At 66.4% G+C, this 16,966-nt stretch carries 11 protein-coding genes and 3 rRNA genes; 13 read left to right on the top strand and 1 reads right to left on the bottom strand.

The window, feature by feature from the left end; all coding sequences use genetic code 11:
- Nucleotides 1-276 precede the first annotated feature (276 nt).
- The 13 genes from infA to LG324_RS17345 all read left to right on the top strand — a co-directional run bounded on the left by infA (nt 277) and on the right by LG324_RS17345 (nt 16,196).
- Entirely contained in the window at nt 277-498 is a 222-nt protein-coding gene (gene infA / locus LG324_RS17405) for a translation initiation factor IF-1 (RefSeq protein WP_006946284.1), read from the top strand.
- Nucleotides 499-526: 28 nt separating this feature from the next.
- Nucleotides 527-640 carry a 50S ribosomal protein L36 gene (gene rpmJ, locus LG324_RS17400; RefSeq protein WP_006592630.1) on the top strand — a complete coding sequence of 38 codons (114 nt, stop codon included), beginning with the start codon at nt 527-529 and terminating at the stop codon, nt 638-640.
- A 214-nt stretch (nt 641-854) separates the two neighbouring features.
- A complete protein-coding gene (gene rpsM, locus LG324_RS17395) occupies nt 855-1,232 on the top strand; it encodes a 30S ribosomal protein S13 (RefSeq protein ID WP_030526856.1) in 378 nt (125 codons plus the stop codon).
- 58 nt (nt 1,233-1,290) lie between these two features.
- Nucleotides 1,291-1,695 (top strand): 30S ribosomal protein S11, encoded by a 405-nt coding sequence (rpsK, locus tag LG324_RS17390; RefSeq protein ID WP_030526857.1) that lies wholly within the window; start codon nt 1,291-1,293, stop codon nt 1,693-1,695.
- A gap of 35 nt (nt 1,696-1,730) precedes the next feature.
- Complete coding sequence (gene rpsD, locus LG324_RS17385) at nt 1,731-2,339, top strand: 30S ribosomal protein S4 (protein WP_030526858.1); 609 nt, start codon at nt 1,731-1,733, stop codon at nt 2,337-2,339.
- Between the two features lie 152 nt (nt 2,340-2,491).
- Complete coding sequence (locus tag LG324_RS17380) at nt 2,492-3,526, top strand: DNA-directed RNA polymerase subunit alpha (protein ID WP_030526859.1); 1,035 nt, start codon at nt 2,492-2,494, stop codon at nt 3,524-3,526.
- A 38-nt stretch (nt 3,527-3,564) separates the two neighbouring features.
- A complete protein-coding gene (rplQ, locus tag LG324_RS17375; protein ID WP_030526860.1) occupies nt 3,565-4,263 on the top strand; it encodes a 50S ribosomal protein L17 in 699 nt (232 codons plus the stop codon).
- 92 nt (nt 4,264-4,355) lie between these two features.
- Nucleotides 4,356-5,201: a tRNA pseudouridine(38-40) synthase TruA gene (truA, locus tag LG324_RS17370; protein ID WP_404353159.1), complete on the top strand. Its 846-nt coding sequence runs from the start codon at nt 4,356-4,358 to the stop codon at nt 5,199-5,201.
- Nucleotides 5,202-5,838: 637 nt separating this feature from the next.
- A 16S ribosomal RNA gene (locus LG324_RS17365) occupies nt 5,839-7,364 on the top strand.
- 409 nt (nt 7,365-7,773) lie between these two features.
- A 23S ribosomal RNA gene (locus LG324_RS17360) occupies nt 7,774-10,904 on the top strand.
- 83 nt (nt 10,905-10,987) lie between these two features.
- Nucleotides 10,988-11,104 (top strand): 5S ribosomal RNA (gene rrf / locus LG324_RS17355).
- Together the 16S, 23S and 5S rRNA genes form the textbook arrangement of a ribosomal RNA operon.
- 119 nt (nt 11,105-11,223) lie before the next feature.
- Entirely contained in the window at nt 11,224-12,918 is a 1,695-nt protein-coding gene (locus LG324_RS17350) for an ABC-F family ATP-binding cassette domain-containing protein (protein WP_404349991.1), read from the top strand.
- A gap of 140 nt (nt 12,919-13,058) precedes the next feature.
- Entirely contained in the window at nt 13,059-16,196 is a 3,138-nt protein-coding gene (locus tag LG324_RS17345; protein ID WP_404349989.1) for an alpha-amylase family glycosyl hydrolase, read from the top strand.
- Nucleotides 16,197-16,302: 106 nt separating this feature from the next.
- Here LG324_RS17345 and LG324_RS17340 read toward each other — a convergent pair whose 3' ends face one another.
- Nucleotides 16,303-16,962 carry a hypothetical protein gene (locus LG324_RS17340; protein WP_404349987.1) on the bottom strand — a complete coding sequence of 220 codons (660 nt, stop codon included), beginning with the start codon at nt 16,960-16,962 and terminating at the stop codon, nt 16,303-16,305.
- Nucleotides 16,963-16,966: the final 4 nt, after the last annotated feature.

The following is a 16,966-nucleotide window of genomic DNA, read 5'->3' as shown; positions in this document are numbered from 1 at the left end:
CCACCGGGGCGTGGAGACGGGAGTCCACCCCTGCACCGGACGCCCACTCGAACAGCCCACCGGGCCGGCCACCCCCCTGCATCGGCCGGCCCGGTGGCGTGTCTCCGGGCTTCCCACGGCGTCCCCGCGGATTTCGTGATGTGCCCCCTCCTCGCGTAGCATTGAAAGTCGGTCACGTGTGCGTTCTGCATGGTGCGTCCTGCGAAGCAGCACGGGGCCGATTTCCATGGGCGGTCCGACCTGACGAAGGGCTGCCCAACGGCGGATTGAGAGGGTATGGCCAAGAAGGACGGCGTCATCGAGATCGAGGGCACGATCGTCGAGGCACTCCCGAACGCGATGTTCCGGGTTGAGCTCACGAACGGTCACAAGGTGCTCGCGCACATCTCCGGCAAGATGCGGCAGCACTACATCCGGATCCTCCCCGAGGACCGTGTGGTGGTGGAGCTGAGCCCGTACGACCTGACTCGCGGCCGCATCGTCTTCCGCTACCGCTGAGACACATCGACGAGACAGCAAAGGCGACATGAAGGTTCAGCCGAGCGTCAAGAAGATCTGTGACAAGTGCAAGGTGATCCGCCGCAACGGCCGGGTCATGGTGATCTGCGAGAACCTGCGCCACAAGCAGCGCCAGGGCTGACGCGAGTCAGACGCACCACCGCCCGCGAGGGCCGCACGGGTCGACGATCCGAGCACGCAGAAGAGAAGCACGCAGCACCCGACCCCCGACGGGTCACCTGGATGGCAGGTGGACGCGGGACGTCACCCCCGGCCCGGAGGCCGGGGACCGGACCAGGATGGCCGGACCGGTGCTGCTCCAGACCTCCGGACACCACGAGAAGGAACATCCCCACATGGCACGTCTGATGGGCGTCGACCTCCCGCGCGACAAGCGCGCCGAGGTCGCACTGACCTACATCTTCGGAGTCGGGAAGACCAGCGCGCAGAAGGCCCTCGCGGCCACCGGCGTCTCCGCCGACACCCGGGTCAAGGACCTCGGTGACGACGACCTGGTCAAGCTCCGCGACTGGATCGAGGAGAACCTCAAGGTCGAGGGTGACCTGCGGCGCGAGGTCGCCGCGGACATCCGCCGCAAGGTCGAGATCGGGTCCTACGAGGGCCTGCGTCACCGCCGGGGCCTCCCCGTCCGGGGCCAGCGGACCAAGACCAACGCGCGGACCCGCAAGGGCCCCAAGCGCACCGTGGCCGGCAAGAAGAAGGCCGGTAAGTGACCTGCGCCTGACGCGCGTCACGCCACCACCGCTTCCGAAGACTTCGTAGGAGAAACACATGCCTCCCAAGGGACGCAACACCGGCGCCAAGAAGGTGCGCCGCAAGGAGAAGAAGAACGTCGCCGTGGGCCAGGCCCACATCAAGAGCACGTTCAACAACACGATCATCTCGATCACCGACCCCACCGGTGCCGTCATCTCCTGGGCCTCCGCCGGCCAGGTCGGCTTCAAGGGGTCGCGCAAGTCCACGCCGTTCGCCGCGCAGACCGCCGCCGAGGCCGCTGCGCGCCGTGCCATGGAGCACGGGATGCGCAAGGTGGACGTCTTCGTCAAGGGCCCGGGGTCCGGTCGCGAGACCGCCATCCGCTCCCTGACCGCGGCCGGCCTCGAGGTCGGCTCGATCCAGGACGTCACCCCCCAGCCGCACAACGGCGTCCGTCCGCCCAAGCGCCGCCGCGTCTGAGCGACACAAGACTTCGCGAAAGGTAAGAGAGAGACATGGCCCGTTACACCGGTCCCATCACCAAGAAGTCGCGTCGCCTGAAGACCGACCTCGTCGGCGGTGACAAGAACTTCGACCTCCGCCCGTTCCCGCCCGGCCAGCACGGCCGTCGCCGGATCCAGGAGAAGGAGTACCTGACCCAGCTCCAGGAGAAGCAGAAGGCCCGCTTCACCTACGGGGTCATGGAGAAGCAGTTCCGTCGGTACTACAAGGAGGCGGCCAACCGCCCCGGCAAGACCGGCGAGAACATCCTGACGATCCTCGAGTCCCGTCTCGACAACGTCGTCTACCGTGCCGGCCTCGCCCGCACCCGTCGTCAGGCGCGCCAGCTCGTGACGCACGGCCACTTCGAGGTCAACGGCGTGCGCGTCGACGTCCCGAGCTACCGGGTCGAGCAGTTCGACATCATCACCGTGCGCAAGCAGTCGGTGGAGTCGTTCCCGATCCAGCTCGCCCGCGAGACCTTCGGCGAGCGTCCGACCCCGGCCTGGATGCAGGTCGTCCCGGGCTCGCTGCAGATCCTCATCCACTCGCTGCCGACCCGTGCGCAGATCGACACGGTGCTCACCGAGCAGCTCATCGTCGAGTTCTACTCGAAGAACTGACCTGACGTCCGCGGCTGCCGGCCCCTCCTCGCGAGGGGCCGGCGACCGCGGACGAAGCCCGTCCCGGGGACCGAGCCGGGGCGGGTGCCGGGATGGTGCCCGGCGTTCACGCGGCGTCATATGGCGGTCGCCCGTGGGAAGGAAGAACCACCGTGCTCATCGCACAGCGTCCCGTCCTCTCCGAGGACGTCGTCTCCGAGTACCGGAGCCGTTTCAGCATCGAGCCCCTCGAGCCCGGCTTCGGCTACACGCTCGGCAACAGCCTCCGTCGCACCCTGCTCTCGAGCATCCCGGGTGCCGCGGTCACGAGCATCCGCATCGACGGCGTGCTCCACGAGTTCTCCACGATCCCCGGGGTCAAGGAGGACGTCACCGAGATCATCCTCAACGTCAAGAGCCTCGTCGTCTCCTCGGAGCACGACGAGCCGGTCGTCATGTACCTGCGCAAGCAGGGTGCGGGCGCCGTCACCGCCGCGGACATCGCGCCGCCGGCCGGTGTCGAGGTGCACAACCCCGATCTGCACATCGCGACGCTCAACGACAAGGGCACCGTCGAGATGGAGCTGACGGTCGAGCGCGGCCGCGGCTACGTCTCCGCCGTGCAGAACAAGGCCGGCGACCAGGAGATCGGCCGCATCCCGGTCGACTCCATCTACAGCCCGGTCCTCACCGTGACCTACAAGGTCGAGGCCACCCGTGTCGAGCAGCGCACCGACTTCGACCGCCTCGTGGTCGACGTCGAGACCAAGTCCTCGATGGCCCCGCGCGACGCGCTCGCCTCGGCGGGCAAGACCCTCGTCGAGCTCTTCGGCCTGGCCCGTGAGCTCAACGTCGAGGCCGAGGGCATCGACATGGGCCCGTCGCCGACCGACGCCGCCCTGGCCGCCGACCTCGCGCTGCCGATCGAGGACCTCGACCTCACCGTCCGGTCCTACAACTGCCTCAAGCGCGAGGGCATCCACACCGTGGGTGAGCTCGTGGGCCGCAGCGAGGCCGACCTGCTCGACATCCGCAACTTCGGTGCGAAGTCGATCGACGAGGTCAAGGCCAAGCTCGCCGGCATGAGCCTGGCGCTCAAGGACAGCCCCCCCGGGTTCGACCCGAGCATGATCGCCGACCGCTACGACGACTTCACCTTCGGTGAGGGCGAGGACGACTCGGCGTTCGCCGAGGACGAGCAGCTCTGACCTAACGCCTCCCGGCACGTCACTCAAGGAGAACAGCAATGCCTACCCCCACCAAGGGTCCCCGTCTCGGAGGCGGTCCCGCTCACGAGCGGCTCATCCTCGCCAACCTCGCGACGTCGCTCTTCGAGCACGACCGCATCACGACGACGGAGGCGAAGGCCAAGCGCCTGCGCCCCCTCGCCGAGCGTCTCGTCACCTTCGCCAAGCGCGGTGACCTCTCGGCCCGCCGTCGCGTGCTGACCGTCGTCCGCGACAAGGGCGTCGTCCACCGCCTCTTCGTCGAGATCGCCCCCGACATGGCGGAGCGCAACGGCGGCTACACCCGCATCACCAAGGTCGGCCCGCGCAAGGGCGACAACGCCCCGATGGCGGTCATCGAGCTCGTCCGCGAGCCCGTCGCCAAGAAGGCCACCGTCAAGGAGGCCGAGGCCGCGACCAAGCGTGCGGCCAAGGACGCGGCGAAGGCCGAGGAGGCTCCCGTCCAGGAGACCACCACCGAGGAGACCGCTGCGGTCGAGCTCCCCGAGGGTGCCGTCGCCGCGAACGAGGACGGCTCGGGCCCCGAGGGCTACACCGTCAAGGGCAACGCGGACTCGGGCAAGTACCACGTCGAGGGCTCGCAGTGGTTCGAGCAGACCGTCGCCGAGTTCTGGTTCCAGGACGCCGCGGCCGCCGAGGCCGCCGGCTTCGAGCCGGCCGGTGGCGCCGCGGCGCAGCAGGTCGAGGACGAGGCCTGAGCCTCCCCACGACTTGACCGACGAGGGCCGTCTCCCGTGAGGGAGGCGGCCCTCGTCGTGTCCCGGGCGCCCGTACGCTGGACGGCGTGACGGTGCGCCTGCGGATCGACCTCGCCTACGACGGCACCGACTTCTCGGGGTGGGCGGCGCAGCCGGGGCTGCGGACCGTCGAGGGGGAGCTGTCGGCCGCGCTCACCACGGTCCTGCGCGCCGACGCGCCGGTGCGCGTCACCGTGGCGGGACGGACGGACGCGGGGGTGCACGCGCGGGGGCAGGTGGTGCACGCCGACGTCGACCGGGAGGCCTTCGAGCGGCTGCCGGGGCGCTCGGACCGCTCGCCGGAGGAGGCGGCGCGGACCCGGCTCGGGGGAGTGCTGCCGGCGGACGTCGTCGTGCAGCACGTCCGGGTCGCGCCCGAGGGGTTCGACGCGCGCTTCTCCGCATTGCAGCGGCGCTACCGCTACCGGGTCTGCGACGACGCCGGGGGGATGGACCCGCTCCGGCGGCGCGACACCGTGCTCGTCCGCGACCGGCTCGACGTGGCCGCGATGGACGCCGCCGCCGGCTCGCTCGTCGGGCTGCACGACTTCGCCGCGTTCTGCAAGCGGAGGGAGGGGGCGAGCACCGTGCGCACGCTGCTCCACTACGCCTGGGAGCGCGGGGCGGACGGCGTCCTGGAGGCGACGGTCGTGGCCGACGCGTTCTGCCACTCGATGGTGCGGGCGCTCGTGGGCGCGGTCGTGCCCGTGGGGGAGGGGCGCCACCCCGCGGCGTGGCCGCGCGAGGTGCTGCTCGCGGGGGTGCGGGACCCGCGGGTGAAGGTGATGCCGGCGCACGGCCTCTCGCTCGAGGAGGTCACCTACCCCGACGACGACGGGCTCGCGGCGCGGGCGGAGGAGGCCCGCGCGGTACGGGTGCTGCCGGGTCAGGCCGGCTGACCTGCACGGACGTCCTGGGGGAGGACCTCGCAGCCAGGGACCGGGGAGCGGATTTGTGTTCTGCGCGAGGAGTCATCTACTGTTCTCGACGTCAGCCCGAGAGGGAGGAACGGACACCGCAGGGAGACCTCGCGGAGGCCGGTCCCGGGGTTGGCTCCTACCAGCTCCACCCGCACGAGGTCCGCACGGACCGGGGTGAGTGGAGAAGGGCCCGGAACGGGTGCTACAGTGTGGGACACACCGCAGAGATCCAAGCGCGATCAACGCCGGCCGCTCCAAGAGCGGGTCACGGATTTGACGCCCAAGCATGGACGCGGGTAAGTTTGAACAGTTGCCTCAGCGCGACTGGGACAACACGGAACAGCCCCGGCGAGATGTTCGCAAACAGATCGTGGGTGCGCGTCCGGACCTTGAGAACTCAACAGCGTGTCAAGAATCGATGCCAATTTTTACCTCGTCGCATCGCTTCGTTCCTTGCCCGTTCGGGTGGGGGTGGGAGTGGTGCCGAGTTTTTCCTTTGGTTGATGACGAACAAACAGCTTTTGCTGGTTGTTCGTGCTCAGCCGGGTTTCACACGATCTCGTGTGTATGAGTTGTCCACTGGGTGCCCTTGCGGGGCTTGGTGGATGTGTATTCATCAACGGAGAGTTTGATCCTGGCTCAGGACGAACGCTGGCGGCGTGCTTAACACATGCAAGTCGAACGGTGACCTCGAGAGCTTGCTCTTGGGTGATCAGTGGCGAACGGGTGAGTAACACGTGAGTAACCTGCCCCAGACTCTGGAATAACCCCGGGAAACCGGAGCTAATACCGGATACGACATCAGGCCGCATGGTCATGGTGTGGAAAGTTTTTCGGTCTGGGATGGGCTCGCGGCCTATCAGCTTGTTGGTGAGGTAGTGGCTCACCAAGGCGACGACGGGTAGCCGGCCTGAGAGGGCGACCGGCCACACTGGGACTGAGACACGGCCCAGACTCCTACGGGAGGCAGCAGTGGGGAATATTGCACAATGGGCGAAAGCCTGATGCAGCGACGCCGCGTGAGGGATGACGGCCTTCGGGTTGTAAACCTCTTTCAGCAGGGAAGAAGCGCAAGTGACGGTACCTGCAGAAGAAGCACCGGCTAACTACGTGCCAGCAGCCGCGGTAATACGTAGGGTGCGAGCGTTGTCCGGAATTATTGGGCGTAAAGAGCTTGTAGGCGGTTTGTCGCGTCTGCCGTGAAAATCCGGGGCTCAACCCCGGACTTGCGGTGGGTACGGGCAGACTAGAGTGTGGTAGGGGAGACTGGAATTCCTGGTGTAGCGGTGAAATGCGCAGATATCAGGAGGAACACCGATGGCGAAGGCAGGTCTCTGGGCCATAACTGACGCTGAGAAGCGAAAGCGTGGGGAGCGAACAGGATTAGATACCCTGGTAGTCCACGCCGTAAACGTTGGGAACTAGGTGTGGGTCTCATTCCACGAGATCCGTGCCGCAGCTAACGCATTAAGTTCCCCGCCTGGGGAGTACGGCCGCAAGGCTAAAACTCAAAGGAATTGACGGGGGCCCGCACAAGCGGCGGAGCATGTGGATTAATTCGATGCAACGCGAAGAACCTTACCAAGGCTTGACATATGCGAGAACGCGGCAGAGATGTCGTTCTCTTTGGACACTCGTATACAGGTGGTGCATGGTTGTCGTCAGCTCGTGTCGTGAGATGTTGGGTTAAGTCCCGCAACGAGCGCAACCCTCGTTCCATGTTGCCAGCGCGTAGTGGCGGGGACTCATGGGAGACTGCCGGGGTCAACTCGGAGGAAGGTGGGGACGACGTCAAATCATCATGCCCCTTATGTCTTGGGCTTCACACATGCTACAATGGCCGGTACAAAGGGCTGCGAAACCGCGAGGTGGAGCGAATCCCAAAAAACCGGTCTCAGTTCGGATTGGGGTCTGCAACTCGACCCCATGAAGTCGGAGTCGCTAGTAATCGCAGATCAGCAACGCTGCGGTGAATACGTTCCCGGGCCTTGTACACACCGCCCGTCAAGTCACGAAAGTCGGTAACACCCGAAGCCGGTGGCCCAACCCTTGTGGAGGGAGCTGTCGAAGGTGGGACTGGCGATTGGGACTAAGTCGTAACAAGGTAGCCGTACCGGAAGGTGCGGCTGGATCACCTCCTTTCTAAGGAGCACTGGCCGGATGCCTCTTGAGGTGTCTGGTCCATGTAACGCCCGGTCTGTCCCCGAGTGTGGGGCAGCGGGTGCTCTGGGTGGAACATCGATTCTGGCATCGTGGACCTGGTGGTCCTCGCTAGTACGGCTCGCTCTTCGGGGTGGGTGTGGAACGTGGGGGCATCATGGGGCGCGGTGCCTGACACGTTGTTGGGTCCTGAGGGTTCGGGCCCGCCGGCTTGATGCTGGTGGTGTTCCCCCCTCGGGCCTTCACTCCTGCCGTTGCGGTGGGGTGGGGCTGTCGGACCTTCGTCGCGGTCGAACCGCCGAGCAGCTGCTTGGTAGGCGCCGGGTACGGCGAGGGCCCGCCCGTATGTTGAGAACTACACAGTGGACGCGAGCATCTTAAAATCTTTGTGCATCAAGTTTTTAAGGGCACACGGTGGATGCCTTGGCACCAGGAACCGAAGAAGGACGTAGGAATCTGCGATAAGCCTCGGGGAGTCGATAACCAGACTGTGATCCGAGGATTTCCGAATGGGGAAACCCGGCTGGAGGCAAGTCCAGTCACTCCCGCCTGAATATATAGGGCGGGTAGAGGGAACGTGGGGAAGTGAAACATCTCAGTACCCACAGGAAGAGAAAGCAACCGCGATTCCGTGAGTAGTGGCGAGCGAAAGCGGAAGAGGCTAAACCGTATCTGTGTGAGAGCTGTCAGGCGTTGCAGGTACGGGGTCGTGGGACTTCTCGGACGAGGCTGACACCTTGTCATGGAGTCAGAAAATCGTGTCATAGTCGAAGGACATTGAAAGGTCCGGCACAGAGGGTGCGACCCCCGTAGACGAAATGTCATGATCTCCAGAGAAGTATCCCAAGTAGCACGGGGCCCGAGAAATCCCGTGTGAATCTGGCGGGACCACCCGCTAAGCCTAAATATTCCCTGGTGACCGATAGCGGACAAGTACCGTGAGGGAAAGGTGAAAAGTACCCCGGGAGGGGAGTGAAATAGATCCTGAAACCGTGTGCCTACAATCCGTCGGAGCCCTCTTTGTGGGGTGACGGCGTGCCTTTTGAAGAATGAGCCTGCGAGTTAGTGCTCAGTGGCGAGGTTAACCCGTGTGGGGAAGCCGTAGCGAAAGCGAGTCCGAACAGGGCGATTGAGTCGCTGGGTCTAGACCCGAAGCGGAGTGATCTACCCATGGCCAGGTTGAAGCGACGGTAAGACGTCGTGGAGGACCGAACCCACTTAGGTTGAAAACTGAGGGGATGAGCTGTGGGTAGGGGTGAAAGGCCAATCAAACTCCGTGATAGCTGGTTCTCCCCGAAATGCATTTAGGTGCAGCGTCACGTGTTTCTTACCGGAGGTAGAGCTACTGGATAGCCGATGGGCCTCACCAGGTTACTGACGTTAGCCAAACTCCGAATGCCGGTAAGTGAGAGCGTGGCAGTGAGACTGCGGGGGATAAGCTCCGTAGTCGAGAGGGAAACAGCCCAGATCACCAGCTAAGGTCCCTAAGCGTGTGCTAAGTGGGAAAGGATGTGGAGTTGCATTGACAACCAGGAGGTTGGCTTAGAAGCAGCCACCCTTTAAAGAGTGCGTAATAGCTCACTGGTCAAGTGATTCCGCGCCGACAATGTAGCGGGGCTCAAGCACACCACCGAAGCTGTGGCATTGACACTTTGCCCGGCCACCACGCCTGCGGGTTGGTGGTCCAAGCGTGTCGATGGGTAGGGGAGCGTCGTGTGGCCAGGGAAGCGGCGGAGTGATCCAGCCGTGGAGGCCACACGAGTGAGAATGCAGGCATGAGTAGCGAATGACGGGTGAGAAACCCGTCCGCCGAATAACCAAGGGTTCCAGGGTCAAGCTAATCTGCCCTGGGTAAGTCGGGACCTAAGGCGAGGCCGACAGGCGTAGTCGATGGACATCCGGTTGATATTCCGGAACCGGCGAAGAACCGCCCATGACGAACCTTCTGATGCTAAACGCCTGAAACCGGCCATTGCCGCCCGTCTTCGGATGGGTGGTCGGCCGGCGGAACGCGTGACCCGAGGTTGTAGTAGTCAAGCGATGGAGAGACGCAGGAAGGTAGCCTCCGCGTGGCGATGGTAGTCCACGTCCAAGGGTGTAGGGAGTGACATAGGCAAATCCGTGTCACACATGTCCTGAGACCTGATAGTGACCGCGAATGCGGGAAGCAGGGTGATCCTATGCTGCCAAGAAAATCTTCTAGCGAGGTTCGAGCCGCCCGTACCCCAAACCGACTCAGGTGGTTAGGTAGAGAATACCAAGGCGATCGAGTGAATCGTGGTTAAGGAATTCGGCAAAATGCCCCCGTAACTTCGGGAGAAGGGGGGCCCGGACCCTGAAGGAGCTTGCCTCCTAGGGTGAAGGGCCGCAGAGACCAGGGAGAAGCGACTGTTTACTAAAAACACAGGTCCGTGCGAAGTCGCAAGACGATGTATACGGACTGACGCCTGCCCGGTGCTGGAAGGTTAAGAGGACGGGTTAGATCCTTTGAGGGTCGAAGCTCAGAATTTAAGCCCCAGTAAACGGCGGTGGTAACTATAACCATCCTAAGGTAGCGAAATTCCTTGTCGGGTAAGTTCCGACCTGCACGAATGGCGTAACGACTTCTCCACTGTCTCAACCGCGAACTCGGCGAAATTGCACTACGAGTAAAGATGCTCGTTACGCGCAGAAGGACGGAAAGACCCCGGGACCTTTACTATAGCTTGGTATTGGTGTTCGGTACGGCTTGTGTAGGATAGGTGGGAGACTGTGAAGCATGCACGCCAGTGTGTGTGGAGTCAACGTTGAAATACCACTCTGGTCGTTCTGGATATCTAACCTCGGTCCGTGATCCGGATCAGGGACAGTGCCTGGTGGGTAGTTTAACTGGGGCGGTTGCCTCCTAAAATGTAACGGAGGCGCTCAAAGGTTCCCTCAGCCTGGTTGGCAATCAGGTGTCGAGTGTAAGTACACAAGGGAGCTTGACTGCGAGACTGACAGGTCGAGCAGGGACGAAAGTCGGAACTAGTGACCCGGCGGTGGCTTGTGGAAGCGCCGTCGCTCAACGGATAAAAGGTACCCCGGGGATAACAGGCTGATCTTGCCCAAGAGTCCATATCGACGGCATGGTTTGGCACCTCGATGTCGGCTCGTCGCATCCTGGGGGTGGAGTTGCTCCCAAGGGTTGGGCTGTTCGCCCATTAAAGCGGTACGCGAGCTGGGTTTAGAACGTCGTGAGACAGTTCGGTCCCTATCCTCTGTGCGCGTAGGAAACTTGAGAAGGGCTGTCCCTAGTACGAGAGGACCGGGATGGACGAACCTCTGGTGTGTCAGTTGTCCTGCCAAGGGCACCGCTGATTAGCTACGTTCGGAAGTGATAACCGCTGAAAGCATCTAAGCGGGAAGCACGCTTCAAGATGAGGTTTCCATGGGACTCGTTCCCGAGAGGCTCCCGGCTAGACGACCGGGTTGATAGGCCAGATGTGGAAGTGCAGCAATGCATGCAGCTGACTGGTACTAATAAGCCGACAACTTGATACACACCCAAAGATTCTTTGCGTGCTCGCGTCCACTGTGCAGTTCCCGAGATACGGTCGGGAACCCGATTGAGATCTCCATAGAGTTTCGGCTGTCATAGCGAAGGGGAAACGCCCGGCTCCATTCCGAACCCGGAAGCTAAGCCCTTCAGCGCCGATGGTACTGCACTGGTGACGGTGTGGGAGAGTAGGACGCAGCCGGACAACCATTCCAGAAAGGGCCCACCAGCGATGGTGGGCCCTTTCTCGGTTTTCCGGAGTCCTGTCGGTTTCACGAGAGAAAATCGGGTGCCCGTTCCCGCCCCGCTTGGGAGCATGGAGGGGTGGGACACCTCGACATCGCCGGCGTCGGCTACGCGCTCCCGGACGGACGACCCCTCCTGCGGGAGGTCAGCCTGCGGGTGGGGGAGGGCGCCAAGGTCGCGCTCGTCGGGCCCAACGGCACCGGCAAGACGACGCTGCTGCGCATCCTCGCCGGGGACCTCGTCGCGCAGGACGGTGTCGTCACCCGCAGTGGGGGCCTCGGGGTGATGCGGCAGTTCATCGGCAAGGTCCGCGACGGCTCGAGCGTCAAGGACCTCCTCGTCTCGGTGGCTCCGGACGCCATCCGCGCCGCGGCCGCCGAGGTGGAGCGCACGGAGCTCGCGATGATGGAGCGCGAGAGCGAGCAGGACCAGCTCGACTACGCCCAGGCCCTCGTCGACTGGGGCGACGCCGGCGGCTACGAGTGGGAGACGCTCTGGGACGTCTGCACCGTCGCGGCGCTCGGGGTCCCCTACGAGCGGGCCCAGTGGCGGCCGGTCTCGACCCTCTCCGGCGGCGAGCAGAAGCGACTCGTCCTCGAGGCCCTGCTCCGCGGCCCGGAGGAGGTCCTCGTCCTCGACGAGCCGGACAACTACCTCGACGTGCCGGCCAAGCGGTGGCTCGAGGAGCAGCTCGTCGCCTCCCCGAAGACCGTCCTGTTCGTCAGCCACGACCGCGAGCTGCTCGACCGGGTCGCGACCCGCATCGTCACCCTCGAACCGGGCCGCGGCGGCAACACCGCCTGGGTGCACCCCGGGCGGTTCGCGACCTACGACGTCGCCCGCGAGGAGCGCAACGCCCGGCTCGACGAGCTGCGGCGTCGGTGGGACGAGGAGCACGCGAAGCTCAAGGCCCTGGTCGTCATGTACCGGCAGAAAGCCGCCTACAACTCCGACATGGCCGCGCGCCTCCAGGCCGCCGAGACCCGTCTGCGCCGGTTCGAGGAGGCCGGTCCGCCCGAGGCCGTCCCCCTGCGCCAGAAGGTGTCGATGCGCCTGGCCGGTGGCCGCACCGCGAAGCGGGCCGTCGTCGCGACGGGGCTCGAGCTGCGGGTCGGCGGTGAGCGGCTCGTCGAGCCCTTCGACACCGAGCTCTGGTTCGGGGAGCGGGTGGGTGTGCTCGGGAGCAACGGCTCCGGCAAGTCGCACTTCCTGCGCCTGCTGGCGGCGGGCGGCACCGACCCCGAGCGCGAGCACGAGCCCGTCGGGGACATCCGGCCGGCGCCCGTCGAGCACGCCGGCCGCGTCGTCCTCGGCAGCCGGGTGCGACCCGGCTGGTTCGCGCAGACCCACGACCACGTGATGCTCCACGGGCGCACGCTGCTGGAGATCCTCCACCGCGGTGACGAGCACCGGGCGGGGATGCCCCGGGACCTCGCCGCCCGCGCGCTCGACCGCTACGGGCTCGCCGCCGCCGCCGAGCAGACCTTCGACGCGCTCTCGGGCGGCCAGCAGGCGCGTCTGCAGATCCTCCTCCTCGAGCTGTCCGGCGCGACGTTGCTTCTGCTCGACGAGCCGACGGACAACCTCGACCTGCACTCCGCCGAGGCGCTCGAGGACGCCCTGGCGGCCTTCGAGGGCACCGTCGTCGTCGTGACGCACGACCGCTGGTTCGCCCGCGGCCTCGACCGGTTCCTCGTCTTCCGCCAGGACGGTCGCGTCGTCGAGGCCGACGAGCCGGTCTGGGACGAGGGCCGCGTACAGCGGCAGCGCTGAGGCGGGAGCCCTCGGGGCGAAGGGTAAAGACTTGGTCAGGACGGTCCCGCCCCCTTCATGTAAAGCGTTTACGCATCTAGGTTCACTGGTCGGAGAGCCCGCGCCGGACGGGACCACCGTCCGCCACCCGAGGAGCAACGATGTCCCGAGCCCATCGCCGCCTGTCCACCGTCGTCGCGACGGCCCTGGTCCTGGGGACACCGGGCCTGCTGGCCGCCGTCCCGGCCTCCGCCGCCGACCGCTCCGTCGCCCTCGTCGGCGACCTGCAGAGCGAGCTCGGCTGCGCGGAGGACTGGGCGCCCGCCTGCGACGCCACCGAGCTGACCCGGGAGGGGAGCACCGACCTCTGGAGCGCCACCTTCCGCGTGCCGGCCGGCACCTACCAGTGGAAGGTCGCCGTCGACGACGGCTGGGACGAGAACTACGGCGCCGGCGGGGTGAGCAACGGACCCAACGTGCCGCTCGTCCTCGAGGGCGACGCCCGCCTCCGCTTCACCTACGACGACGCCACCCACGCGATCTCGATGACCCCCGTCGACCTCGCGGGCACCGCGACCCGTGAGGACCGGCGCCGGGCCGGTGACTCGCTGCGCTCGAGCCTGACGCGCGAGCGGTTCTACTTCGTCATGGCAGACCGTTTCGCCAACGGCTCGACCCGCAACGACCGCGGTGGCCTGACCGGTGGCCCGCTGACCACCGGTTTCGACCCGACGAACAAGGGCTTCTACCACGGTGGCGACCTCAAGGGCCTGACCCAGAAGCTCGACTACATCAAGGGCATGGGCACGACGGCGATCTGGCTGACGCCGAGCTTCACGAACAAGCCGGTCCAGGGCAAGCCCGGCGAGGAGAGCGCCGGCTACCACGGCTACTGGATCACCGACTTCACGAAGATCGACCCGCACCTCGGCACCAACGCCGAGATGAAGAAGCTCATCGACGCGGCGCACAAGAAGGGGATGAAGGTCTTCTTCGACATCATCACCAACCACACCGCCGACGTCATCGACTACCGCGAGGGCCAGTACACCTACCGCACGAAGAAGGCCTTCCCGTACAAGACCGCGGACGGGACCGCCTTCGACGACCGCGAGTACGTCAACCAGGCCTTCCCGACGCTCGACCCGCAGGTCTCCTTCCCGTACACCCCGTTCCTGCACCCGGGTGACGAGAAGGCCAAGACCCCGGCGTGGCTCAACGACGTGACGATGTACCACAACCGCGGCGACTCGACCTTCGCCGGCGAGTCCTCCACCTACGGCGACTTCATCGGCCTGGACGACCTGTTCACCGAGCGACCCGAGGTCGTCGACGGGATGGGCGACATCTACAAGCAGTGGGTCGACTTCGGCATCGACGGCTTCCGCATCGACACCGTCAAGCACGTGAACCTCGAGTTCTGGCAGAAGTTCATCCCGGACATCCTCGGTGAGGCCCAGCGCATCCGGAACAAGGACTTCTTCGCCTTCGGCGAGGTCTACGACGGCAACCCTGCCGTGATGTCCGAGTACACGACCGCCGGCAAGCTGCAGGCGACGCTCGACTTCGGCTTCCAGCAGCAGGGCGTCGACTTCGCCAAGGGCAACCCGGCGAACGTCCTTGCCGACTTCTTCGCCAAGGACGACTACTACACCGACGCCGACAGCAACGCCTACCAGCTGCCGACCTTCCTCGGGAACCACGACATGGGCCGCGTCGCCATGTTCCTCAAGGGCGCGGCGAAGGACGACGCGGAGCTGCTGAAGCGCGTCCTGTTCGCCGACTCGCTCATGTACACGATGCGCGGCAACCCGGTCACCTACTACGGCGACGAGCAGGGCTTCATCGGGACCGGTGGTGACCAGCTGGCGCGCCAGGACATGTTCGCGAGCAAGACGCAGGTCTACAACGACGAGGCCGTCCTCGCCGGGAAGCCCGGCTCGCGCGACCGCTACTCCACGAAGCACCCCATCTACCGCCACCTCGCCGACCTCGCCCGCCTGCGGGTCAAGCACCCGGTCCTCGCCGACGGCGCGCAGGTGCAGCGCTACGCCGACGAGGGCGCCGGCCTCTTCGCGGTCTCACGCGTCGGGTCGGGCGACGGGCGGGACGACCACGGCAAGCGCGACGACAAGCGGCACGGCGACAAGGCGCCGCGCGAGTACCTCGTCGTCGCCAACAACGGCACGACCGCCAAGTCGGCGACGTTCGACACCTGGACCAGCCGCAGCCGCTTCCAGCCGCTGTACGGCACGAAGAGCACGCTGCGCACGAGCACCGACGGCTCGGTCACGGTGACCGTCCCGCCGCTCACCGTCGCCGTGTGGCGGGCCGCGTCCCCGGTCGACACCCGGGTCGCCGCCCCGAAGGTCACGGTCGGTCTCGACGGGACCGGTGTCAGCGGGCGCACCGAGGTCGCCGCCGACGTGGAGTCCGGCACCTTCAGCCAGGTGACGTTCTCGTACCGGCCCGTCGGCACCCGCGACTGGACGCTCCTCGGGACCGACGACAACGCGCCGTTCCGCGTCTTCCACGACGTCAGCGCGATGCCCGTCGGCACCCCGCTCGAGTACCGCGCCGTCGTCAAGGACGCGGCCGGTCGGATGGCGGCCGACAGCGGGTGGGCCGTGACGGCGCAGCCGCCGTCGGCGACGGTGCCGCAGAACGGCGACCGTCCCGCGACCCAGCCGGGCACCGTGGCCTTCGCCGGCACGCTCAACAGCGAGATGGGCTGTGTGGCGGACTGGCTGCCCGACTGCGACCAGGCGCAGGCGAGCCTCGACACCACGGACGGGATCTGGAAGAAGACGGTCGACCTGCCCGTGGGTCCGTACTCGTACAAGGCCGCGCTCGACAAGGCGTGGACCGAGAACTACGGCGCTGGCGGCGTCCGCGACGGGGCGAACATCGACGTCGAGACGACGGACGGGAAGGTCACGTTCTACTACGACCCGGCGACGCACTGGGCGACGTCCGACGAGCAGGGTCCGATCGTCGTGGCCGGTGGCTCGTTCCAGTCCGAGCTCGGCTGCGCCGGGGACTGGGCGGCCGACTGCCTGCGGCCCTGGCTCCAGGACCCGGACGGGGACGGCGTGTACGCGCTGACGCTCACCGGGATCCCCGCCGGGACCTACGAGTTCAAGATCGCGCACGACCTCACGTGGGACACCAACTACGGTGACGGCGGCGTGCCGGGCGGCGCGAACATGTCGCTCACCGTGCCGGTCGACGGCGCCCGGACGACGTTCCTCTACGACGTCCGCACGCACGAGACGACGGTGACCTCCGAGGCGCCCTGACCGGGCGCGTCAGCCGGAACCGACGACGACGGGTCCGCCACCTTCCCTCCGGGAGGCGGCGGACCCGTCCACGCGTGGAGGGTGCGGCCCCGCGGGGGCCGCCCGGTCAGCGCCCGAGCGCGACGTCGCGGCCGTCCAGCCGGACGGCGAACCCGGCGCCGCCGACCCCGACCTCGCGCAGGACCAACCCGTCGGGCAGGCCCGCCACCGGCGTCCGGATCGTCACGAGGCGGCGCGCCGCCGCTCCGAGGGCCGCGTCCACGGGGCCGGGGGCGCCGACGTCGACGGTCTCCGGCTCGAGGACGAGCAGCCCGCCCTCGGCCCGCACGGCGCCGGTGGCGCGCACCAGCAGGTCGCGGCCGAGGATTGTGACCTGCCGCTCGACCCCGGCCCGCCCGCCGCCGGCGGCGTACAGCAGGGTCCCGTCACCCACCTGGTCGGCGACGGTCCCGAACGGCACGGTGGCCCGCACCGCGAGCGTCGCGGCCCGCAGCCCGTCGGGGCCGAACCGCACACCGGTGCCGGTGGCGTCGACGTCGACGAGGTCGCCCTCCGCCGCGACGACCTCGCGGCTGTCGAGCTGCACCGCCCCGAGCCAGGTCTCGTCGGGGCCGAGGTCGCCAGGGGGCGGCACCCGGACCCCCGACGGCGGCGGGGAGGGCAGGGCGACCGGGGTGGCCCCCGAGCCGAGCGAGAGCCCGAGGACGAGCACACCGAGGGCGAGGACGACGAGGGTCGTCAGGACACCGAGGAGGAACTGCTTCACCCGG

Source organism: Phycicoccus jejuensis, from assembly GCF_044797865.1.
GTDB lineage: Bacteria > Actinomycetota > Actinomycetes > Actinomycetales > Dermatophilaceae > Phycicoccus > Phycicoccus jejuensis.
Note: the sequence above shows the minus strand (reverse complement) of the source record. Positions and strands in the feature narration are given on the sequence as shown.